The organism is Paraburkholderia phymatum STM815, assembly GCF_000020045.1.
In the GTDB taxonomy this organism is placed as follows: Bacteria; Pseudomonadota; Gammaproteobacteria; order Burkholderiales; family Burkholderiaceae; genus Paraburkholderia; species Paraburkholderia phymatum.
The window spans coordinates 834,645-855,529 of sequence record NC_010622.1 but is presented as its reverse complement, the minus strand read 5'-3'; the positions used below and the strand labels follow the sequence as shown (position 1 = coordinate 855,529).

The window sequence follows — 20,885 nt, the reverse complement described above, 5'->3', positions numbered from 1 at the left end:
GGCGATTGCCGATGCAGACTTCACAGGCCAACTTTGCTTCGGCGACACCGCCTTTCGAGTACTCGCGGATCACCACGCGCGACGCTCTCGCGCTGCCGCTTTATCGCTGGCATGTCGCGGGGCCGCGCCGTGCGACGATCGCCCTCATTCACGGCCTGGCCGAACACGCGCGTCGATATGCAACGCTTGCCCATACGCTGACTGCGCACGGCATCGAGCTGGTCGCTGTCGATCTGCGCGGCCACGGTAACGCGCCGGGCCGGCGCGCGTGGGTCGAACGTTTCGACGACTACCTGCTGGATGCGCATGCGCTCGTCGCCGAGGCAGCCCGCAACGGCGGCCCGCTGTTCCTGATGGGCCACAGCATGGGCGGAGCAATCGCGGCGCTGCACGCGATCGAACGGCACGCGGACGACGCGCGCGATCTGAGCGGCCTGATCCTGTCGAGTCCCGCACTCGCGCCCGGCCGCGACGTGCCGCGCTGGATGCTCGCGTTGAGCCAAAAGATCAGCCTGGTATGGCCGCGTTTCCCCGCCATGAAGATCGATGCAACGCTGCTGTCGCGCGATCAACACGTGGTCGCGGCCAACCGCAACGATCCCCTCGTGCATCACGGCGCGATTCCCGCGCGCACGGGCGCCGAGCTCCTGCTGGCGATGCAGCGCATCGAACTGGGTCGCGCCCGTCTGCGCACGCCGCTTCTCATCTGGCACGGCAGCGCCGACAAGCTCACAGAACCGCAAGGCAGCCGCGACTTCGGCGCGCATGCCGGCTCGCCCGACAAAACGCTGACGCTCTACGACGGCAGTTATCACGAGACGATGAACGACCTCGACCGCGAACGCGTGATCGACGCACTCGTCGCGTGGATAGTGGCGCGTTCGGAGCGAGGCTGATGGACGCGTTCAGCCGCCCCGCGCGGGTTTCCAGTCGGGCGGCCGCTTGTCGATGAACGCCTGCACGCCTTCGAGCGCCGACTCGTCCATCATGTTGCACGCCATCGTTTGCCCGGCCAGTTGATACGCGGCTTCGATGCCCATTTCGAGTTGCCGGTAGAAAAGACCCTTGCCCGCTTCGATGGCCTCGCGTGGCTTCGCGCAGATGCTCTTCGCGAGCGCGGCGACTTCGTTGTCGAGCGCGTCCATCGGCACCACGCGATTCACGAGACCTTGCTGCTTCGCGGCCATCGCGTCGATGAAATCGCCCGTCAGCAGCATGTCGAGCGCAGCCTTGCGCGACAGGTTGCGCGACAGCGGCACGGACGGCGTCGCACAGAAGAGCCCGAGATTCACTCCCGACACCGCGAAGCGCGCTGTATCGGCGGCGACCGCGAGATCGCACATCGCGACGAGCTGACAGCCCGCCGCCGTCGCAATGCCGTGCACGCGAGCGATCACCGGCTGCGGCAGCCGCTGGATCGCAAGCATCATTTTTGTGCAGCGCGCGAACAGCGACTGGTAGTAATCGAGCGACGGCGCCGCGCGCATTTCACGCAGATCATGTCCTGCACAAAACGCGCGGCCCGCACCCGCGATCACGACCACGCGCGCATCGCTCTTCGCGATGTCTGCAAGATGCATCTGAAGCTCATCGAGCAGCGCCTCGGAAAGAGCATTGAACGCGTCCGGCCGGTTCAACGTGAGGCGCACCACCCCGCCGAGGTCATACGCGTCTCGCGTGCGTTCGATCAGTGCGCCTGTCGCCTCTGCATTCATGATGCCGCCTCCTGCGATGCACGCCCTCGCGCTCAGATATCCGCGAGCGCCCTTACGTGCGCGACGACGCTGCGTCCGAGCGCCGACAGGTTGTAGCCGCCTTCCAGGCAGCTGACGATGCGCCCTTTCGCATACTTGTCGGCGACCAGGCGGATCTGCTGTGTGATCCACGCATAGTCGTCCTCGACGAGCGCCATGTTGCCAAGATCGTCCTCACGGTGCGCGTCGAAGCCTGCCGACACGAACAGCATCTGCGGCTTGAATGCGTCGAGTCGAGGCAGCCAGATCATGTCGATGGCTTCGCGCACGACCATGCCTTTCGAGCGTGCCGCGATCGGCACGTTGCACATGTTCGGTGCCTGGTTGTCGGCACCCGTGAACGGATAGAACGGGTGCTGGAAGATGCTGCACATCAGCACGCGCGCGTCGTTCGAAAACGCGGCCTCCGTGCCATTGCCATGATGCACGTCGAAATCGATGATCGCCACGCGCTCCAGCTTATGCACCTCGAGCGCATGCCGCGCGGCGATCGCGACATTGTTGAAGAAACAGAAACCCATGGCGCGTGCAGGCTCGGCATGATGGCCCGGCGGGCGCACGCTGCAAAACGCGTTGTCGTAGCGGCCTTCGATCACGGCGTCGGTGGCCGCGACGGCTGCCCCCGCTGCGCGCAACGCGGCCGTCCACGTGTGCGGGTTCATCGACGTATCGGGGTCGATCTCAGCGTAGCCGCTCTGCGGCGAGCGTGCGCGGAGGTAGTCGACGTGCGCCTTCGTATGCACGCGCAACAGCGCGGCTTCGTCGGCAAGCGGTGCGGACTCGCGCTCGATCAGCTCGCCGATGCGGCTTGCGATCAACTGGTCTTCGATTGCCTGCAGCCGGGCCGGGCATTCGGGATGCCATTGACCCATCTCATGCTGCAGACAGTCTGCATGTGAATAGAAACCGGTTGCCATGAGTTGATTTTCAGCTGCGCGCCTCGCACGGCATGGCGAGCCTGCGCTGCATGTCTCCGTCCATTGACGCAAGCGGGTTGCGCGAATACTACGAAGTTACCACACGACGCGCCCAGACCGTGTTGCGGCAACGCTTCTGCACAGTTTCAGGAACCCCGTCGGGTATACTTCCCCGTAACTTTTTTTCGCCCGCACACATCCAGTCCACCATGACCGTCAAGCTTGCTCCGTCCGCACCACATCGGCTACGCGCAACGACTGTAGCCGCCGCACTGTCCATCGCATGGTGCGCGTTCGCGGGAGTCGGCACGGCTTCGGCGCAGAGCGTCAACAGCAAGCCACGCATGCAGCTCGCGCAGAGTCAACCCGAGCCAGCGGCGCAAGGACAGACGTTCGAAGAAGAGATCGTTCCGCAGCGTTACGCCAACAATGCCGATGTCGACGCGTTCATCAACGACATGGCCGCGCGCTACGACTTCGACAGCGCCGCACTACATGCGCTGTTTGCACGCGTCAGCTACTCGGCGACGGCCGTGAAGCTCGTGACACCTTCGCCGACGCCGTCGATCAAGAACTGGCGGGTGTATCAGGCGCGCTTTCTAGACCCGGTGCGCATCAATGCGGGCGTGAAATTCTGGCGCGCGAACCAGGCAACGCTACAGCGCGCGTACGAGCAGTACGGCGTACCGCCCGAAGTGATCGTCGGCATCATCGGCGTCGAGACGATCTACGGCCGGTACATGGGCAACTTCCGCGTGCTCGATGCGCTCACCACGCTCTCGTTCGATTACCCGAACACGCCGAATCGCGCAGAACGGATGATCACGTTCCGCAAGAATCTCGAAGACTACCTGGTGTGGACGCGCGACTCTCAAATCGATCCGACTACAGTCCTCGGCTCATACACCGGCGCGATCGGCATTCCGCAGTTTCTGCCGAGCAGCATCGTTCAGTACGCGGTCGACTATGACGGCAACAAGACGATCGATCTGCGCACGAGCCAGGCCGATGCAATCGGCAGCGTCGCGAATTATCTGAAGCAGAACGGCTGGGAAACGGGTCGTCCCGTCGTGTGGAACATCGCAACGGATACGGGCAGCCTGGGCATCGCGCAAGCCGCCGCGACAGGCGCGCCGGAGCCGCGCTGGGCGCTGCAGCAACTGCTGAAGGCGGGCATGCTGATGAACGAGCCGGGTCTCGATACGCGCACGGAAGCGGGCACGCCCGTCACTGTGGTCGACCTGCCGTCGCCGGGCCGCCCCACGGAATACACGCTCGGTCTGAAAAACTTCTACGTGCTCACGCGCTACAACCGCAGCTTCTTCTACGCACTGGCCGTCTACCAGCTCGGCGAGCGCGTGAAGGCGCAGATGGCAGCGAGCGACGCGGGCAATGCGTCGATGCCCGCGGCGTCGCAGTAAGCACACTCGCGCACAACCATGAAAAACGCCGGCAGATGCCGGCGTTTGTCTTTATCTGGATGCGAAGGCCGCTCCCACGCGGCACCGCGACTCAGGCGGGGAACACGCCCGTCGACAGATAACGGTCGCCGCGATCGCAGACGATGAACACGATGGTCGCGTTCTCCACCTGGCGCGCGACACGCAGCGCCACTTCGCACGCACCCGCCGAAGAAATGCCGCAGAACACGCCCTCGACAGACGCCAACCGGCGCGCCATCGCTTCCGACGCTGCCTGGCTCACGTTTTCGACGCGATCGACGCGGCTGCGGTCGAAAATTTTCGGCAGATACGCCTCCGGCCATTTGCGGATGCCCGGGATGCGCGAGCCCTCTTCAGGCTGCGCGCCCACGATTTCGATCGACGGCTTCAGTTCTTTCAGATACTGCGACACGCCCATGATCGTGCCCGTCGTGCCCATCGCCGACACGAAGTGTGTGATGCGTCCTTCCGTATCGCGCCAGATTTCAGGGCCCGTCGCTTCGTAGTGCGCAAGCGGATTGTCCGGGTTGCCGAACTGGTCGAGGATGATTCCTTTGCCTTCGCGCTGCATCTGCTCGGCGAGATCGCGTGCGTATTCCATGCCGCCCGTGACGGGCGTCAGCACGATCTGCGCGCCGTATGCGGCCATGCTTTGACGCCGCTCCAGCGACAGGTCTTCCGGCATGATGAGAATCATCTTGTAGCCGCGGATGGCCGCGGCCATCGCCAGCGCGATGCCCGTGTTGCCGCTCGTCGCTTCGATCAGCGTGTCGCCCGGTTTGATGCGCCCGCGCAGTTCCGCCTGCTTGATCATCGACAGCGCCGGGCGGTCCTTGACCGAACCCGCGGGATTATTGCCTTCCAGCTTGCCAAGCACGACGTTGTTGCGGGCGCGGATGTCTTCGTCCACGACGCGGACGAGTTGAATGAGGGGCGTATTGCCAATCGTGTCTTCAATCGTTTTGTAAGCCATGTGCGTTACGTGCGTGACGGTGCCGGGAGTCCTGAATCCGTCGATTCTAAACTACCGTGCGTGGCGCTGCCGACAGCCCCTGTCGCGCGCATGGATGCTTTCGCTGCGCGGCCCGCTTGCGCAAGCTGCGCCGAATGCACGCAAAAAGCCGCGGCAGGCTGGATCTGCCGCGGGAGCCAGTCATCTGAACGACGGCTGAAGGAGTGGCTTGGGGCAACTCGGCTCAATGGAAACGATGACACCCTAACGCGAGCGCCTCCCCTGCGCGTCTAGCCGACACGCATCGGGCGCTCAGATCAGCGCGCTACTTCTTGACCACCACGGCCGTATCGCTCTTCGCAGCGGCCGCGGCTTTCGCATGAGGCGCCGCAGCCTGTGCGCCAGCAGCAGCGACAGCCGTCGCACCAGCGCCCGATGTGCCGACAGCGAGCCCCTCGGCCTGCAGACGTTCGACCGTATGGCCGCCGAGACCCTTAACCCGCTTGCTGAGATCTGCCGCGTCCTTGAATGGACCGTGAGCGGCGCGTTCGTCGAGAATGGCTTTCGCCTTCGCAGGGCCAATGCCCTTGATGCCGCGCAGCGCGGATTCGTTAGCGGAATTGACGTCGACCGAGGCGAACGCCTGGCCGAAAGCGGCGAGCATGGCCGCCGTGACGAAGATTTTTTTGAGCATATGGGATCTCCCTGAAACACCGGCCAGTGACGATCACCGACCAGGAGACCCCAGTGTAGAGAGGCGTACGAACGATTTACACCTGGCCGGATAGCCAACGCACGTAACGATCGACGCCTTCCTGCACCGTCAGGAACGGCGCGTCGTAGCCCGCTGCGCGCAGCTTCGTCAGGTCGGCTTGCGTGAAGCACTGATACTTGCCGCGCAACGCGTCGGGGAACGGGATGTACTCGATCAACCCGCGCTGCACCAGCTCAGCGAGCGACAACGCCGGCTCGCCGTCGAGCGCACGCAGCGCGTTGACCACCGTCGACGCGATGTCATTGAACGGCTGCGCACGCCCGCTGCCGAGATTGAAGATGCCCGACTTCTCCGGATGATCGAAGAAGTGCAGATTCACCTTCACCAGGTCTTCGACGGAGACGAAGTCGCGCGTCTGTTCGCCTGCTGCGTAGCCGTTGTACTCGCCGAAGAGCTTGACTTTCCCTTCAGCGCGGAACTGGTTGAAGTTGTGAAACGCGACGGAAGCCATGCGTGCCTTGTGCGATTCGCGCGGCCCGTACACGTTGAAGTAGCGAAAGCCCGCAATCTGGCTCTTCGCGGTGGGCAGCACGCGCCGGATCACCTGATCGAACAGGAACTTCGAATAGCCGTATACATTCAGCGGCGCCTCGACCTCGCGCTCTTCGACGAAGCGCGTCGAGCCGCCATAAGTCGCCGCCGACGACGCGTACAGAAATTGCACGCCCTGCGCGAGACACGCATCGAGCACCGCGCGGCTATAGCGGAAGTTGTTATCCATCATGTAGCGGCCGTCGGTTTCCATCGTGTCCGAACAGGCACCCTCATGGAAAATCGCGCGCACCTTGCCGAAGTCGCCGCGCGCAAAGCGCTCGACGAATTCCGTCTTGTCGAGATAGTCATCGATTTCACAGTCGACGAGATTCTTGAACTTGTCGGCGCGCGTCAGATTGTCGACGGCGATGATGCCGTCTTCGCCGCGCTCGTTGAGCGCCTTGACGAGATTGCTGCCGATAAAACCAGCCGCGCCGGTGACGATGAGGGTCATGGTCGTCCTGCAGTGATGTGAGTCAACGGATGCGCAGATGAACCGCCGCGCGCCACGCGATGAAACGGGCGCGCGCGGGCATCAGTGAAAGAGTTCGTCGTAGTCGACAGTGGCCGTGCCGAGCTTGGCGACCACAATGCCTGCGGCGCGATTCGCAAGCGACACGGCTTCGTCCAGCGGCAGGCCCGCGCCGAGCATGACGGCGAGCGTCGCGATCACGGTATCGCCCGCGCCGGACACATCATACACTTCACGCGCTACGGCAGCCGCGTGCAGGACGCCCTCGTCCGAGAACAACGTCATGCCTTCTTCCGAGCGCGTGAGCAGCAGCGCTGTCAGATCGAGTTCGGCGCGCAGCCTGGTCACGCGCGCGAGCAGATCGGCCTCGGACTTCCAATGCCCGATCACCTCGCGCAGCTCCGCGCGGTTTGGCGTGATCAGCGTGGCGCCGCGGTAGCGCTCCCAGTCGTCGCCCTTCGGATCGACCAGCACCGGCTTGCCCGCCGCACGCGCCTTCGCGATCATCTGCGTGACGTGCGTGAGGCCACCCTTCGCATAGTCCGACATCAGGATTACGTCGTGAGCGGGCAGCAGCGCGTCATAGCGCGCGAGGCCTGCGAGCAGCGCCTCGTGCGCGGGCGCCTTCTCGAAATCGACGCGCAGCAGCTGCTGCTGACGCGACAACACGCGTAGCTTGATGGTCGTCGGCAGTTCGGGATCACGCTCGAGATGGGACGCGACGCCACTATCGCCGAGCAGTTGGACGACGCGCTCGCCGGGCTCGTCGTGGCCGACTACACACAGCAAGCCGGCCTGCGCACCGAGCGCCGCCGCGTTGCGCGCGACGTTCGCCGCGCCGCCCAGCCGGTCTTCCTGGCGCTGCACGAGCACAACGGGAACGGGCGCTTCCGGCGATATCCGGTTCACATCGCCGAACCAGTAGCGATCGAGCATCACGTCCCCAACCACCAGCACGCGGGCGGCAGCAAGCCGCTCGCGCGCGATGACGCCCACCTCGGGCGCGAGCGTCGCGCCTTCAGGCACGGCCGGAGTCGGATGAAGTTTCAGCGGGTCTTGCATAGGGACGTCCAATCGAGTGATAGTCAATCCCGAGCTCCGACATCGCCTCGGGTTCATACAGATTGCGGCCGTCGAAAATCAACGGCGCCTTGAGCTGCGACTTCAGATGCGTGAAGTCCGGGCTCTTGAATTCCTTCCATTCCGTGACGATCACGAGCGCGTCCGCACCGCCAAGCGTTTCGTCCTGCGTGCTCTCGAAATGCAGACGCGCTTGCTGCTCCGGCAACCCGGCCAGATCGAGCGCGAACACCCGCTTCGCTTCCGTCGTCGCGACGGGATCGTAGGCCCGCACCGTCGCACCGCGCGCAAGCAATTGCCCGATCACGCGGCGGCTCGGCGCTTCGCGCATGTCGTCGGTGTTCGGCTTGAACGACAGCCCCCACACGGCGAACGTGCGGCCGCTCAGGTCTTCGCCGAGCGAGCCCGTGATCTTGCGCACCAGCACTTCCTTCTGCTCGTGATTGACGTCTTCGACGGCCTCGAGAATGCGCAGGTTGTGACCCTGCTCCGCGCCCGTGCGGATCAGCGCCTGCACGTCCTTCGGAAAACACGAGCCGCCATAGCCGACGCCCGCGTAAAGGAAGTGATAGCCGATGCGCGGATCCGAGCCGATACCGCGGCGCACGGCCTCGATGTCCGCGCCGACGGTATCGGCCAGATTCGCCATCTCGTTCATGAACGAGATGCGCGTCGCGAGCATCGCGTTCGCGGCGTATTTCGTGAACTCGGCCGAGCGCACATCCATGTACAACGTGCGTTCGTGGTTGCGGTTGAACGGCGCGTACAGACGGCGGATCTTCTCGCGCGCCTTGTCGCCTTGCTCGTCGTTGTCGACGCCGACGACGATGCGGTCCGGCCGCATGAAGTCTTCGACGGCCGCGCCTTCCTTCAGGAACTCTGGGTTCGATACGATCGAGAAGCCATGCTGTGCGCTGCCGTTCAAGCCGCGCTTCGCCAGTTCTTCCTCGATTACCGCGCGCACGCGTTGCGCGGTGCCGACGGGCACCGTCGACTTGTCGACCACCACCTTGAACCCGTTCATCGTGCGGCCGATGTTGCGGGCCGCTTCGAGCACGTACTGCAGGTCGGCGGAACCGTCTTCATCGGGCGGTGTGCCGACGGCGATGAACTGGACCTCACCATGCGCGACGCTCGCCGCGACATCCGTCGAAAACGTGATGCGGCCGGCCGCGCGTGAACGCGCGATGATTTCCTGCAAGCCCGGCTCGTGAATCGGCATGCCGCCGTTGTTGAGAATATCAATCTTGCGCGGATCGACATCCAGACAGAACACGTCGTTGCCGACTTCGGCAAGACATGCGCCCGTGACAAGACCTACGTAACCCGTCCCGATAATGGTGATTTTCATACGCTTCCCAGTAATTGATGCGGGTTCAAAGTTCCACGCTTCGATGCGGCGCGACTACGTTGCAAAACACGCTCCTGCGCGCGCCTCGCGTCAACTCGACGCCGTGATGGGCTCGACGCGGCGTGGCGCATAGGTTTCCCAGCCGCTGCATCCCGGACACTGCCAATAGAAAAGTCGCGCCCGGAAGCCGCAATTCTGGCACGTGTAACGCGGCAGGTTCTTGGTGCGCTGACGGATCAACGTGCGCATCAGTTCCAGTTCGCTGCGGCGCGGCTCCTCGGCCACCGCCTGCTGCGCTTCGAGCAGACGCGTCATGCCCGCGAGATTCGGGGACTTTTGCATCTGCGTGCGCGCGAGCGCGTGGGCCGCTTCAGGACCCCGCAGCGCCGACACGTGCTGATACGCGACGTCGAGCAGATCGTTCGACGGATAACGGTCCACCCATGTCGTCAGCAGGTCGGCGCCCTCTTCCGCACGACCCAGCGCCTCGTACGCCTTCGTCAGCTTTTCGGCGACGAGGGGCAGATACGCCGGGTTCTGTTCCTCGACACGCAGCCATTGCGCGATTGCCGCCTCGTACTGGCCGGCCGCGGCATCGACATCGCCGAACAGGATCGTCGCGCGCACGTTCTGCGGATGTGCCTTCAGCGCCAGCTCCAGCTGGCGACGGGACTCGTCCGACTTCTTCTGCTGTAGCGCCTCCTGCGCCAGCTCGCAATGAAAGTGGCCGATTTCCTTGTCGAGCGACGCCGCGCCCATCGTCTCGAGCCGGCGAGCGGTATCGATCGATTTGTTCCAGTCCTTCTCGATCTGGTAGATGGTAAGCAGCGCCCGCTGGGCGCCAAGCGCGTAATCGCCCGATTCGAGCGCATTGAACGTCTCTTCCGCGCGGTCCAGAAGGCCAGCCTTCAGGAAGTCCTGTCCCAGTTCGAACAACGCGTGATCGCGCTCGGTAACGGGTAAGTCGGCGCGACTTAGCAGGTTCTGGTGCACGCGGATCGCCCGATCCGTTTCGCCGCGGCGCCGAAACAGATTGCCGAGCGCGAAGTGCAGCTCGATCGTTTCGGGATCGAGCTTGACGACTTCGATGAAGGCGTCGATAGCCTGGTCCGGTTGCTCGTTTAACAGAAAGTTCAGGCCGCGGAAATAAGAGCGCGGCAGGTTGGCGCTTTCGGAAAGCAGCGCCTTCAGGTCGTAGCGCGCAGCCACCCAGCCGAACGCGAATGCGACGGGTATGACGAGCAGCCACCAGAGGTCTAGATCCATGCGAATGTACGGAGGACGAAAGAGACCGTGCGCCGGCGGCGCACGGCGTTAGAGGGCTAGATGAGCGGTGGCATCGGCGGCTCTTCGACGGCCGCGGGCGTTTCCCGCGCCACCCGCAGGTCGCGCTTCAGGCGGCCGTTTTCCATGCGCAGACGGAACATTGCGGGCAGCGACGACACGAGGCCGGCCAGCAGACCCACGACGAAGAACGCCAGTCCGATCAGAATCAACGGCGCCTGCCATGCATACCCGGCGAGGAAATTCAGCGTAGCGCTCTGCGTATTGGACAGTGCGAGCACCAGCAGCAGCACGAATACCAGCACGCGAATCAGCCAGACGATAAATTTCATGTATTGATCTCTTGACGGCGGTTGCGGGATGACGCCGGCTTGATGACGCGTCGCGCCACGGTGTTTGCCCGCGCCGAAGTGACCCGTATTGTAAATGAAGCCTAACTCGGCTGGCACAGGCGTGCGGTTCGCGACGCCTTACTGTCGTTTAAGGGATGGGAAACGTTGCTCTGATCGTCGCACGCGTGCTGCACATCATGAACCGTGCTGAACCGCGCGACGGACGAAAAAAAAGCGCCCCTTAAAGGCGCTTTTCTTTTGGTCAATGCCGTGTGACTGGCTTAGCCGCGACGAACTCGAACCGGAACTGCGAGAACTTCACAGAGCCGGCTCAAAGATCGTCGTCCGCGGCATCGGCTTTCAGAGGCTCGCCCGCATTACGGTCGACGCGCTCGCGCAACTCCTTGCCAGGCTTGAAATGTGGTACGTGCTTCTCAGGCACCAGCACTTTTTCACCCGACTTCGGGTTGCGTCCGACGCGGGACGGACGGCGGTTCAGGCCAAAGCTGCCGAAGCCGCGAATTTCGATGCGATGGCCGTTCGCCAAGGCGTCCGACATCGCATCGAGCATCGTCTTCACCGCGAAATCCGCATCCTTGAGAACAAGTTGCGGAAATCGCGTAGCCAGCTGGGCGACCAATTCCGATTTGGTCATACTGCAGCAGCCCCCTTAAGGCTTACTGGTTCTGGCCGTCGAGCTTGGCCTTCAGCAGCGCGCCGAGGTTCGTCGTGCCGCTTGCTGCCGAGCTCGTGTCGGCTTGCAGGCCGCGCATCGCTTCCTGCTGCTCAGCCGAATCCTTCGCCTTGATCGACAGGTTGATGCCGCGCGACTTGCGGTCGATGTTGATGATCATCGCATTGACCTTGTCGCCTTCCTTCAGCACATTGCGAGCGTCTTCCACACGGTCTTGTGCGATTTCCGAAGCGCGCAGGTAGCCTTCGACGTCAGCCGTCAGCTGAACCACTGCACCCTTCGCGTCCACCGTCTTGACCACGCCGTCGACGATCGAACCCTTGTCGTTCATTGCAACGAAGTTGCTGAACGGGTCGCCTTCGAGCTGCTTGATGCCCAGCGAAATGCGTTCCTTCTCGACGTCGATGCCGAGAACGATCGCTTCCACTTCGTCGCCCTTCTTGTACTTGCGAACAGCTTCTTCGCCCGTTTCCGACCACGACAGGTCCGACAGGTGAACCAGACCGTCGATGCCGCCAGGCAGACCGATGAAGACGCCGAAGTCGGTGATCGACTTGATGGCGCCTTGCAGCTTGTCGCCCTTCTTGAAGTTGCGGCTGAAGTCATCCCACGGATTCGGCTTGCACTGCTTCATGCCGAGGCTGATACGACGGCGGTCTTCGTCGATCTCGAGGACCATGACTTCGACTTCATCGCCCAGCTGGACAACCTTCGACGGTGCAACGTTCTTGTTCGTCCAGTCCATTTCCGACACGTGCACGAGGCCTTCGATGCCCGACTCGACTTCAACGAACGCGCCGTAGTCGGTGATGTTCGTGACCTTGCCGAACAGGCGCGTGCCCGACGGGTAGCGGCGCGAGATGCCTTCCCACGGATCATCGCCCAGTTGCTTGATACCGAGCGAAACGCGGTTCTTTTCCTGGTCGAACTTGAGAATCTTTGCCGTGACTTCCTGGCCAACCGACAGAACTTCGCTCGGGTGACGCACGCGACGCCATGCGATGTCGGTGATGTGCAGCAGGCCGTCGATACCGCCGAGGTCCACGAACGCGCCGTAGTCGGTGATGTTCTTGACCACACCTTCGACGATCGCACCTTCCTTCAGCGTTTCGAGCAGCTTTGCGCGTTCTTCGCCCTGGGTCGCTTCGATCACTGCGCGGCGCGACAGCACCACGTTGTTACGCTTGCGATCCAGCTTGATGACGCGGAATTCCAGCGTCTTGCCTTCGTACGGCGTCGTGTCCTTCACCGGGCGCGTGTCGACCAGCGAGCCCGGCAGGAACGCGCGGATGCCGTTGACCATGACGGTCATGCCGCCCTTGACTTTGCCCGTGATCGTGCCCGTCACGAGTTCGTTGTTGTCGAGGGCCTTTTCCAGCGACAGCCACGAAGCGAGGCGCTTCGCCTTGTCGCGCGACAGGATGGTGTCGCCATAGCCGTTTTCCAGCGCGTCGATCGCGACGGAAACGAAGTCGCCCGCCTGCACTTCTACCTCGCCCGCGTCATTCAGGAACTCTTCGAGCGGGATGTAGGCTTCGGACTTGAGACCAGCGTTCACGACCACGAAGTTGTGGTCGACACGCACGACTTCGGCGGAGATCACTTCGCCCGCGCGCATGTCCTGCTTGGTCAGCGACTCTTCGAACAGAGCCGCAAAAGATTCGGTATTCGGGGTAGAGGTTTGCAGGTCGGACATAAAAATCTGAATTTGCATGGTTTTCGCAGCGTCAGGTGAACCGTCACGGTTCATCATTACGGCAAAGGAGCGAAAGCCACACGGGGTTAAAGGTTAAACAATCGCCTCGCGTATCACCGCAAAGCACCAACACAACAACATAAAAACATTTGATGCGGATCCTTCCGCCTTCAGCTTTGCGGAACAAGCGCCCGGTACCATTGCACCACCTGTTCGACCGCCTGGTCGACCGACAATGCAGAGGTGTCGAGAAGCTGCGCATCTGCTGCAGGCTTGAGCGGCGCGGCCGCGCGCTGACTGTCGCGCTCGTCGCGTTCACGCAAATCCCGGAGCAAGTCATCCATATTAGCAGAAAATCCTTTTTGGATCAATTGCTTATGCCGGCGGGTTGCGCGCGCCTCGACGCTGGCCGTCAAAAACACCTTCAGCGCGGCGTCAGGAAAGATCACGGTGCCCATGTCGCGGCCGTCCGCGACGAGGCCGGGCTGCTTGCGGAAAGCCCGCTGACGGGCCACTAGCGCCGCCCGGACGGGTGCATGAATGGCGATTGCCGAGGCACGGTTGCCGATTTCCTCGGCACGGATGTCAGTCGACACGTCGGCGCCGTCCAGCTGTGCGATGCCCTCGCGGAAAGTGATATGGAGCTCGCCGACCAGTTTTGCAAGTGCTTCGGCGTCGTCGGCGGCGATGTCGTAGCGTACGCTCGCGAGCGCAGCGAGACGGTACAGCGCGCCGCTGTCCAGCAGATGGAAGCCGAGTTCGGCGGCGACCAGCGCGGCCACCGTGCCTTTGCCGGATGCGGTGGGGCCGTCGATCGTGATAACGGGCGTCTGGTGAAAGGGGCGGGTCGGTTTCATCGAAAAGGTCGTCCGTCGGAACGGGCGGCACGGGTTAGCAATGCGGTGTCAGGGTTGCGTGAGCGCCAGGAAACGCTCGAAATAATCGGGGAACGTCTTGCCGACGCATTTCGGATCGTTGATCCGGACGGGCACGCCGCCGAGGCTCACCAGAGAGAAGCACATCGCCATCCGGTGGTCGTCGTAGGTGTCGATCGCGGCGTTCGGCGTCAGTTGCTCGGGTGGCGTCACGACGAGAAAATCCTCACCCGCCTGCACCTTTGCGCCGACCTTGCTCAACTCCGTCGCCATCGCGGCGATCCGATCCGTTTCCTTCACGCGCCAGCTCCCGATATTGCGCAGCGTGGTCGTGCCGTCCGCGAACAGCGCGGCCACTGCGATGGTCATCGCCGCATCGGGGATCAGGTTGAAGTCCATGTCGATCGGGTCCAGCTTTCCGTGATCGTTGCCCACGCCGCGCACTTCGATCCAGTCGTCCCCCATCGTCACGTTCGCGCCCATCTTCATCAGCGCCGTCGCGAAACCGACGTCCCCCTGAATGCTCGCGCGCCCCACGCCTTCGACCCGCAGCGGCCCCCCGCCCAGCGCGCCCGCCGCGAGGAAGTACGACGCCGACGATGCGTCGCCTTCCACCATGATCTTGCCCGGCGACTGATAACGCACGCCACTCGGAATCGTGAAGCGCTCCCAGCCGAAACGCTCGACCTTGATGCCGAAGCGTTCCATCAGCCGGATCGTGATCTCGATGTACGGCTTGGAAATCAGTTCGCCTGACACTTCGACAATCGTCTCGCCGCTTTCCGTCTTCACGAGCGGCAGCGTCATCAGCAGCGCCGTCAGGAACTGGCTCGACACGTCGCCGCGCACGCGGATGGGCGCGTCGACCGAAATCTGCGCCGGGCGGATGCGCAGCGGCGGGAAGCCTTCGTTCTCTTCGTAGTCGATCTTCGCGCCGATCTGCCGCAATCCGTCGACCAGATCGCCGATCGGCCGCTCGTGCATGCGCGGCACCCCGTGAATCCGGTAGTCGCCGCCATTCACGGCGAGCGCCGCTGTCAGCGGCCGCACCGCCGTGCCGGCGTTCCCGAGAAAGAGGTCCGCGCGCGCCGCAGGCAGCGCGCCGCGCGTGCCTGTCACGACACAGGTGTCGCCGTCGCGCTTGAACTTCACGCCGAGCTTTTCGAGCGCGTCGAGCATCACCCGCGTGTCGTCGGAATCGAGCAGATTCGTGATCGTCGTCTCGCCTTCGGCCAACGCCGCGAGCAGCAGCACGCGGTTCGAAATGCTCTTCGAGCCTGGCAGACGAACCGTGCCGGAAGCACGGGAAAATGGTCCGAGATCGAGATGTTCCATATATGAATTCCAAGGTCCTTTATTTCGACGCTTCGTCGTTGGCCGAACGTGCGGGCGATGCCTGACGTGCGGACGCAGCGCGCTCCTGCCAGGCGCTGCGGGCGGTGCGCGAGCGCGCGAACACAGCTTCGAGCGTCGCGCCGTCGCCAGCGTCGATCGCCGACCTCAGATGTGCCAGCACAGCCGTGTAGTCGTCGATTTCGCTCAGCAGCGCGGCACGATTGGCCACGCACACGTCGCGCCACATTTCCGGGCTCGACGCGGCGATGCGCGTGAAGTCGCGGAATCCGCCTGCCGCAAACGAGAACTTCAGCTCGGCGTCCGATGAATTGAGAATCTGCTCGACCAGCGCGAACGACAACACGTGAGGCAGATGGCTGACCGACGCGAACACGCGGTCATGCTGTTCGGGCGGCATCGCGTGCACACTCGCGCCCGTCGCGCGCCACATCGCGGCGATACGCTCGACGTCATCCCCGGCGTTCTCCGGCAACGCGCACAGCACGACGTTCCGGTTCACGTACAGGTCCGGCAGCGCGGCATCGACACCGCTCGATTCGCGGCCCGCTATCGGATGTCCCGGTACGAACTGACAGATGCGCTCGCCAAGCACTGCGCGCGCCGCTGCGACGACATCGGACTTGGTGCTGCCGGCGTCGGTGATGATTGTCTTCGGACCCAGAAACGGCGCAATCCGTTCGAGCAGCGGTTGCGTCTGCGCGACGGGGGCGGCCAGCAGCACCACGTCCGCCCCGTCGAGCGCGTCGCGCAATGCCGCGTCGTCCGTCAACGCCGCGCTGCCGTCGATCACGCCCAGTTCCATCGCCCGCGCAGTCGAAGCCGCTGAGCGCCCGACGCCGATCACGCGTCGCGCGCCACCGATGTCGCCGCGCTCGCGCAATGCGCGCGCGAGCGAGCCACCGATCAGCCCGACGCCAAAAATCACCAGTTTGTCGAAAGAGAACGCTGCCACGTCAGTCACAGAAAAAAGCGCCTCGTAGTCGATGAGGCGCATGGATTGCATGGATCCGCTCAGGCCGTCGCCAGGGTCTTTTCGAGCGCCGCGATAAACGCTTCATTTTCTTCGGGCAGGCCGATCGTCACGCGCAACCACTGCGGCAGACCGTAGCTTCCCACGGGTCGCACGATCACGCCCTGCTTCAGCAGTTCCAGATTGACGCGGTTGCCGGCCGCATCGTCATGGCCGACGCGCACCAGCACGAAGTTGCCGTACGAGGGCACGTACTCGAGACCGAGTTTGTCGAACGCTTCCGTCAGGCGGCGATAGCCCTGCGCATTCAATTCCGCGCTTTTCTGCAGGAACCGCTTGTCGTTCAGCGCGGCGACCGCGGCGGCTTGCGCCAGCGTGTTCACATTGAACGGCTGACGCAGACGGTTCATCAGATCCGTCAGTTCCGGCTGCGCAATCGCGAAACCAACGCGCAGCCCCGCGAGACCGAACGCCTTCGAGAACGTGCGCGACACCAGCAGATTCGGATAACGGCGCACCCACGCGATCGAGTCATAGCGCTTGTCGGCGGCCAGATATTCCGTGTACGCCTCGTCGAGTACCACCACGACGCTGCGCGGCACCTTCGCCAGGAATGCTTCGATCGTCGCGCCGTCGATGAACGTGCCCGTCGGATTGTTCGGATTTGCGACGAAAACGAGGCGCGTGTCGTCAGTGATCGCGGCGAGCATTGCGTCGAGATCGTGACCGTATCCGACGGCGGGCACGACGATCGCGCGCGCGCCCAGTCCCTGCGTCGCCAGCGCGTACACGGCGAAAGAATATTGCGCGTAGATCACCGACTGGCTCTTCTCGACGAACGCGTGCGCGGCCAGTTCGAGAATGTCGTTGCTGCCGTTGCCGAGCGTGATCCAGTCGGCGGGCACGTCGTAATGCGCGGAGAGCGCGGCCTTCAGTTCGAATGCGTTGGCATCCGGATAGCGGCTGAGTTCGCTTGCAGCCTGCGCCATCGCCGTCTTCGCGGACTCGGGCATGCCGAGCGGATTTTCGTTCGACGCCAGCTTCACGATACGCGCTTCGTCCAGCCCGAATTCGCGTGCGACTTCCGAGATCGGCTTGCCAGCCACATAGGGCGCGATCGCGCGAACGTAGGAGGGACCGAAAGACGACGTTGTCATGGAAAAGCTCCGGATAGCTGTCAGGCTTCTTGTTGGTTGCGCGGGTTGCGTGATTGCGAAACGAATGCGAGCCGTGTGTCAGCGGGCGCGCGGATACGAGCCGAGAATCTTCAGGAAGTCGGCCTTCTGGCCGAGTTCGGCGAGCGCGGCGGACACGGATGCGTCGTCGCGATGGCCTTCGAGGTCGATGTAAAAGTAGTACTCCCACGTGCCGACTCGCGCGGGACGCGACTCGAAGCGCGTCATCGACACGCCGTGCTTCGCGAGCGGCTCCAGCAGCTTGAACATCGCGCCCGGCTCGTTCGCCACCGACACGATCAGCGAGGTCTTGTCATAGCCGCTGGCACCTGTCGGCTGTTTGCCGATCATCACGAAGCGCGTGCGGTTGTGCGGATCGTCCTGGATCAGCGCGTGAGCGACCTGCAACCCGTACTGGGTCGCGGCGCGGTCGCCGGCGATGGCGGCGATGGTTGGATCGTCGGCCGCCATGCGCGCGGCTTCGGCATTGCTCGATACCGCCTGGCGCTCGATATGCGGCGCGTGCGTCGCGAGCCAGCGCTGGCACTGCGCGAGTGCCTGCGCATGCGCGCATACGCGTGTCACGCCCGTCAGGCCGCCATTGAGCGTCAGCAGATTGTGGTGGATGGGCAGAGCCAGTTCGCCGCCGATCAGCAACTGGGTTTGCAGCAAAAGATCCAGCGTGCGCGAGACTGCGCCTTCCGTCGAATTCTCGATGGGCACGACGCCGAACTCCGCGCCGCCCGCTTCGACCGAACGGAACACCTCGTCGATGGACGAACACGGCAGGCCTTCGATCGACTGACCGAAGTATTCGTGCATCGCCTGTTCGCTATACGTGCCAGCCGGCCCGAGGTAGGCAGCCGTGATGTTCTTTTCGAGCGCGCGGCTCGCGGCCATGATCTCGCGCCAGATCGCGCTGATGTGTTCGCCTGCGAGCGGACCTTCGCTCATCTCCTGCAGACGCGCGATGACCTGTTGCTCGCGCTCCGGACGAAACACGGGCGCGTTGAAGTGCTTCTTCACCTCGCCGACTTCGAGCGCGACCGCCGCGCGTTGATTCAGCAGCGCAATGAGCTGCGCGTCGATCGCGTCGATACGTTCGCGCAGCGGTTTGAGTTGAGAATTGAGTTCGTCGTCCATGCTTCTAAAGGGCCAATTCGGGTCCAGCCAGGGCCCGGTTCGGAGAGGATGCGCGCACCGCAACCAGTAAGATCACGCGCCGCGCTGTTCGAATTCCCTCATGTACTCGACAAGCGCCTTGACGCCTTCGAGCGGCACCGCGTTGTAAATCGACGCCCGCATGCCGCCGACGGACTTGTGGCCCTTCAGCTGCACCAGCCCGCGCGCTTTCGCGCCGGCCAGGAAATCTTCATTGCGCGACTCGTCGGCGAGGAAGAACGGGACGTTCATCCGCGACCGCGCGTTGCGCTCGACCTTGTTCAGATAAAAACTGCTCGAGTCGATCGTGTCGTAGAGCAGCTTCGCCTTCTCGACGTTGCGTGCCTCGATCGCTGTCAACCCGCCCTGCTTCTTCAACCACTTGAACACCAGTCCGGCGATATAGATCGCATACGTAGGCGGCGTGTTGTACATCGAATTGTTGAGCGCAACCGTCTTCCATTCGAACGCCGACGGGCAAATGCTCATCGAGCGTTCCAGCAGATCTTCACGCACGATCACGACCGTGACGCCCGCCATGCCGATGTTCTTCTGCGCACCGCCGAACAGCACGCCATATTTGGCAATGTCCATCGGGCGCGACAGGATGTGTGACGACGCATCGGCGACGAGGGGAATGTCGCCGAGATCGGGAATCTCGAACGTCTCGACGCCGTGGATGGTTTCGTTCGTGCACAGGTGCACGTAGGCGGGATCGTCGGACAGGCTCCACTCGGCGCGCGCCGGAACGTGCGTAAATCCGTTGGCCGTTTCGCCGCTCGCGGCCAGGTGCACGGTGCCGTATTTCTGCGCTTCCTTGAACGATTTCTGCGACCAGGAGCCCGTCACGACGAAGTCTGCGCGCGCCTTGCGCCCCATGAGGTTCATCGGCACGATCGCGTTTTCGCCGAGCCCCCCGCCTTGCAGGAAAAGAATGTGGTGACTGGACGGCACCTGCAGCAGTTCCCGCAGATCCGTCAGCGCCTCTTCATGAATCGTCATGAATTCTTTGCCGCGGTGGCTCATTTCCATCACGCTCATGCCGCTGCCGCCCCAATCGAGCATTTCGTCGGCTGCCTGGCGCAGCACTTCTTCGGGCATGGCCGCCGGACCGGCGGAGAAATTGAAGACGCGCATCGTGAGAACCCTGGGAAGCAGGCGCACGGCGTATCAAAGAGCCGGAAATAGCGCCTGAAAGAAAATGGCCGTCTGCGCGCAAGCGCAAACGGCCATTATCGCATTGACGCTCAAAACCCGCCAAACCTCGGCGTTTCAAGGGGTTTCCCGCATTCCCTCTTAGACCGCCCGCGGCGGATGTCTCGAGCGCCGTTCAGCCTTGTTCGACCTGCTTACTTCGCCGGCTTGACGGAAGCGACTTCCTTGTCAGCCTGGTCGCGCGTTGCCTTGATCGATTGCGGCATGTACTTCTGCATCAGACCGTTCACGACGTCGCGGCCAACCTGGTCTTGCACCTGGATGAACTTGCGGCCCGTGGGGCTGTTGTAGAACGCGGTCAGGTCCTTGATTTCCTGCGTGCTGTAGTACTTGGCGTACGCGTCGTACTGAGCTTGCATGGCGTCCTGCTTGAATGCGTCCGTTGCGAAGACCTGGCCTGCCGAGTCAACCAGCTTCGGCACCGCGTTCTTCTGCAGCGTCGGGACAGAAGCCTGCTTTTGCTTGTCCGTCATCGTCTTGTTTTCGGACAGCGCGTCCGACAGGATGGCCGGAACCAACTGCTTGGCCTGCATTTGCGCGCTATTGCCAATGGCGCCGACCAGCTTCTGCGCGTCGATCGCGTTCAGCAGATCTTTGATGGCAGCCTGCTTCGCCGGATCAACAGGCGCAGCAGCAGCGGCCGGAGCAGCCGGGGCCGGCTGCTGGTTTTGCAGCGCTTGCGCCATCGCAAGCGTCGGCACGAAAGCGGCCAGAACCATCAACTGCTTGAAACGATTTTGCATCTCTACTCCTAAGAGAAATTAATCTGGGTGCTTCACCGCGCAAGCGGCGCATCAGTCCCGATGCGCGCGGAATGCCCGCGCGGCTTTCCGCATTACTTGAGAAGCTT

The 20,885-nt window shown here is 63.2% G+C and carries 20 protein-coding genes; 2 read left to right on the top strand and 18 right to left on the bottom strand.

What is annotated here, in order from left to right; genetic code table 11:
• The first annotated feature begins 11 nt into the window (after positions 1-11).
• Positions 12-896 carry an alpha/beta hydrolase gene (locus BPHY_RS03825; protein ID WP_041763273.1) on the top strand — a complete coding sequence of 295 codons (885 nt, stop codon included), beginning with the start codon at positions 12-14 and terminating at the stop codon, positions 894-896.
• Positions 897-905: 9 nt separating this feature from the next.
• Here the strand turns inward: BPHY_RS03825 and BPHY_RS03820 are convergent, their stop codons facing one another.
• Both BPHY_RS03820 and BPHY_RS03815 read right to left on the bottom strand, forming a co-directional pair.
• A complete protein-coding gene (locus BPHY_RS03820) occupies positions 906-1,715 on the bottom strand; it encodes an enoyl-CoA hydratase (protein ID WP_012400166.1) in 810 nt (269 codons plus the stop codon).
• A gap of 32 nt (positions 1,716-1,747) precedes the next feature.
• Positions 1,748-2,671, bottom strand: coding sequence for a histone deacetylase family protein (locus tag BPHY_RS03815; protein ID WP_012400165.1), 924 nt, complete (start codon positions 2,669-2,671; stop codon positions 1,748-1,750).
• Positions 2,672-2,880: 209 nt separating this feature from the next.
• Between BPHY_RS03815 and mltB the strand changes: the two genes are divergently transcribed.
• The gene (mltB, locus tag BPHY_RS03810; RefSeq protein ID WP_041763272.1) at positions 2,881-4,092 is read left to right on the top strand and encodes a lytic murein transglycosylase B; all 1,212 of its coding nucleotides are present in this window, start codon (positions 2,881-2,883) and stop codon (positions 4,090-4,092) included.
• 91 nt (positions 4,093-4,183) lie between these two features.
• Here the strand turns inward: mltB and cysM are convergent, their stop codons facing one another.
• From cysM to BPHY_RS03725, 16 genes are all read right to left on the bottom strand, one after another.
• Positions 4,184-5,086, bottom strand: coding sequence for a cysteine synthase CysM (gene cysM, locus BPHY_RS03805; RefSeq protein WP_012400163.1), 903 nt, complete (start codon positions 5,084-5,086; stop codon positions 4,184-4,186).
• 304 nt (positions 5,087-5,390) lie between these two features.
• Positions 5,391-5,759, bottom strand: coding sequence for a ComEA family DNA-binding protein (locus BPHY_RS03795; protein WP_012400162.1), 369 nt, complete (start codon positions 5,757-5,759; stop codon positions 5,391-5,393).
• 76 nt (positions 5,760-5,835) lie between these two features.
• A complete protein-coding gene (gene rfaD / locus BPHY_RS03790; RefSeq protein WP_012400161.1) occupies positions 5,836-6,828 on the bottom strand; it encodes an ADP-glyceromanno-heptose 6-epimerase in 993 nt (330 codons plus the stop codon).
• Between the two features lie 81 nt (positions 6,829-6,909).
• On the bottom strand, positions 6,910-7,908 hold the full coding sequence (rfaE1, locus tag BPHY_RS03785; protein WP_052306057.1) for a D-glycero-beta-D-manno-heptose-7-phosphate kinase: 999 nt from the start codon (positions 7,906-7,908) through the stop codon (positions 6,910-6,912).
• Complete coding sequence (locus BPHY_RS03780; RefSeq protein ID WP_012400159.1) at positions 7,865-9,277, bottom strand: UDP-glucose dehydrogenase family protein; 1,413 nt, start codon at positions 9,275-9,277, stop codon at positions 7,865-7,867. Before BPHY_RS03780 ends, rfaE1 begins: the two co-directional genes overlap by 44 nt.
• Positions 9,278-9,367: 90 nt before the next feature.
• On the bottom strand, positions 9,368-10,543 hold the full coding sequence (gene lapB / locus BPHY_RS03775; protein WP_012400158.1) for a lipopolysaccharide assembly protein LapB: 1,176 nt from the start codon (positions 10,541-10,543) through the stop codon (positions 9,368-9,370).
• 56 nt (positions 10,544-10,599) lie between these two features.
• The gene (locus tag BPHY_RS03770) at positions 10,600-10,893 is read right to left on the bottom strand and encodes a LapA family protein (protein ID WP_012400157.1); all 294 of its coding nucleotides are present in this window, start codon (positions 10,891-10,893) and stop codon (positions 10,600-10,602) included.
• A gap of 331 nt (positions 10,894-11,224) precedes the next feature.
• The gene (locus BPHY_RS03765) at positions 11,225-11,548 is read right to left on the bottom strand and encodes an integration host factor subunit beta (RefSeq protein ID WP_012400156.1); all 324 of its coding nucleotides are present in this window, start codon (positions 11,546-11,548) and stop codon (positions 11,225-11,227) included.
• Between the two features lie 22 nt (positions 11,549-11,570).
• Positions 11,571-13,301: a 30S ribosomal protein S1 gene (gene rpsA / locus BPHY_RS03760; RefSeq protein ID WP_041763705.1), complete on the bottom strand. Its 1,731-nt coding sequence runs from the start codon at positions 13,299-13,301 to the stop codon at positions 11,571-11,573.
• A 152-nt stretch (positions 13,302-13,453) separates the two neighbouring features.
• Positions 13,454-14,140: a (d)CMP kinase gene (gene cmk / locus BPHY_RS03755; protein WP_012400154.1), complete on the bottom strand. Its 687-nt coding sequence runs from the start codon at positions 14,138-14,140 to the stop codon at positions 13,454-13,456.
• 48 nt (positions 14,141-14,188) lie between these two features.
• Positions 14,189-15,493 (bottom strand): 3-phosphoshikimate 1-carboxyvinyltransferase, encoded by a 1,305-nt coding sequence (gene aroA / locus BPHY_RS03750; protein WP_012400153.1) that lies wholly within the window; start codon positions 15,491-15,493, stop codon positions 14,189-14,191.
• A gap of 19 nt (positions 15,494-15,512) precedes the next feature.
• A complete protein-coding gene (locus tag BPHY_RS03745) occupies positions 15,513-16,475 on the bottom strand; it encodes a prephenate dehydrogenase (protein WP_041763703.1) in 963 nt (320 codons plus the stop codon).
• Positions 16,476-16,525: 50 nt separating this feature from the next.
• The gene (gene hisC, locus BPHY_RS03740) at positions 16,526-17,641 is read right to left on the bottom strand and encodes a histidinol-phosphate transaminase (RefSeq protein ID WP_012400151.1); all 1,116 of its coding nucleotides are present in this window, start codon (positions 17,639-17,641) and stop codon (positions 16,526-16,528) included.
• 78 nt (positions 17,642-17,719) lie between these two features.
• Positions 17,720-18,802 (bottom strand): prephenate dehydratase, encoded by a 1,083-nt coding sequence (pheA, locus tag BPHY_RS03735; RefSeq protein ID WP_012400150.1) that lies wholly within the window; start codon positions 18,800-18,802, stop codon positions 17,720-17,722.
• Positions 18,803-18,874: 72 nt separating this feature from the next.
• On the bottom strand, positions 18,875-19,957 hold the full coding sequence (gene serC, locus BPHY_RS03730; protein WP_012400149.1) for a 3-phosphoserine/phosphohydroxythreonine transaminase: 1,083 nt from the start codon (positions 19,955-19,957) through the stop codon (positions 18,875-18,877).
• A 212-nt stretch (positions 19,958-20,169) separates the two neighbouring features.
• Positions 20,170-20,778 carry a DUF2059 domain-containing protein gene (locus BPHY_RS03725; protein WP_012400148.1) on the bottom strand — a complete coding sequence of 203 codons (609 nt, stop codon included), beginning with the start codon at positions 20,776-20,778 and terminating at the stop codon, positions 20,170-20,172.
• Between the last annotated feature and the right edge of the window lie 107 nt (positions 20,779-20,885).

Bases quoted from the DNA above. Each gene is read 5' to 3' on its own strand.
- BPHY_RS03765 (WP_012400156.1), bottom strand. From the start codon at position 11,548: ATGACCAAATCGGAATTGGTCGCCCAGCTGGCTACGCGATTTCCGCAA.
- rfaE1 (WP_052306057.1), bottom strand. From the start codon at position 7,908: ATGCAAGACCCGCTGAAACTTCATCCGACTCCGGCCGTGCCTGAAGGC.
- BPHY_RS03815 (WP_012400165.1), bottom strand. From the start codon at position 2,671: ATGGCAACCGGTTTCTATTCACATGCAGACTGTCTGCAGCATGAGATG.
- BPHY_RS03795 (WP_012400162.1), bottom strand. From the start codon at position 5,759: ATGCTCAAAAAAATCTTCGTCACGGCGGCCATGCTCGCCGCTTTCGGC.
- pheA (WP_012400150.1), bottom strand. From the start codon at position 18,802: ATGGACGACGAACTCAATTCTCAACTCAAACCGCTGCGCGAACGTATC.
- hisC (WP_012400151.1), bottom strand. From the start codon at position 17,641: ATGACAACGTCGTCTTTCGGTCCCTCCTACGTTCGCGCGATCGCGCCC.
- aroA (WP_012400153.1), bottom strand. From the start codon at position 15,493: ATGGAACATCTCGATCTCGGACCATTTTCCCGTGCTTCCGGCACGGTT.
- serC (WP_012400149.1), bottom strand. From the start codon at position 19,957: ATGCGCGTCTTCAATTTCTCCGCCGGTCCGGCGGCCATGCCCGAAGAA.
- cmk (WP_012400154.1), bottom strand. From the start codon at position 14,140: ATGAAACCGACCCGCCCCTTTCACCAGACGCCCGTTATCACGATCGAC.
- BPHY_RS03820 (WP_012400166.1), bottom strand. From the start codon at position 1,715: ATGAATGCAGAGGCGACAGGCGCACTGATCGAACGCACGCGAGACGCG.
- lapB (WP_012400158.1), bottom strand. From the start codon at position 10,543: ATGGATCTAGACCTCTGGTGGCTGCTCGTCATACCCGTCGCATTCGCG.
- BPHY_RS03770 (WP_012400157.1), bottom strand. From the start codon at position 10,893: ATGAAATTTATCGTCTGGCTGATTCGCGTGCTGGTATTCGTGCTGCTG.
- rfaD (WP_012400161.1), bottom strand. From the start codon at position 6,828: ATGACCCTCATCGTCACCGGCGCGGCTGGTTTTATCGGCAGCAATCTC.
- rpsA (WP_041763705.1), bottom strand. From the start codon at position 13,301: ATGCAAATTCAGATTTTTATGTCCGACCTGCAAACCTCTACCCCGAAT.
- mltB (WP_041763272.1), top strand. From the start codon at position 2,881: ATGACCGTCAAGCTTGCTCCGTCCGCACCACATCGGCTACGCGCAACG.
- BPHY_RS03780 (WP_012400159.1), bottom strand. From the start codon at position 9,277: ATGAAAATCACCATTATCGGGACGGGTTACGTAGGTCTTGTCACGGGC.
- BPHY_RS03825 (WP_041763273.1), top strand. From the start codon at position 12: ATGCAGACTTCACAGGCCAACTTTGCTTCGGCGACACCGCCTTTCGAG.
- cysM (WP_012400163.1), bottom strand. From the start codon at position 5,086: ATGGCTTACAAAACGATTGAAGACACGATTGGCAATACGCCCCTCATT.
- BPHY_RS03725 (WP_012400148.1), bottom strand. From the start codon at position 20,778: ATGCAAAATCGTTTCAAGCAGTTGATGGTTCTGGCCGCTTTCGTGCCG.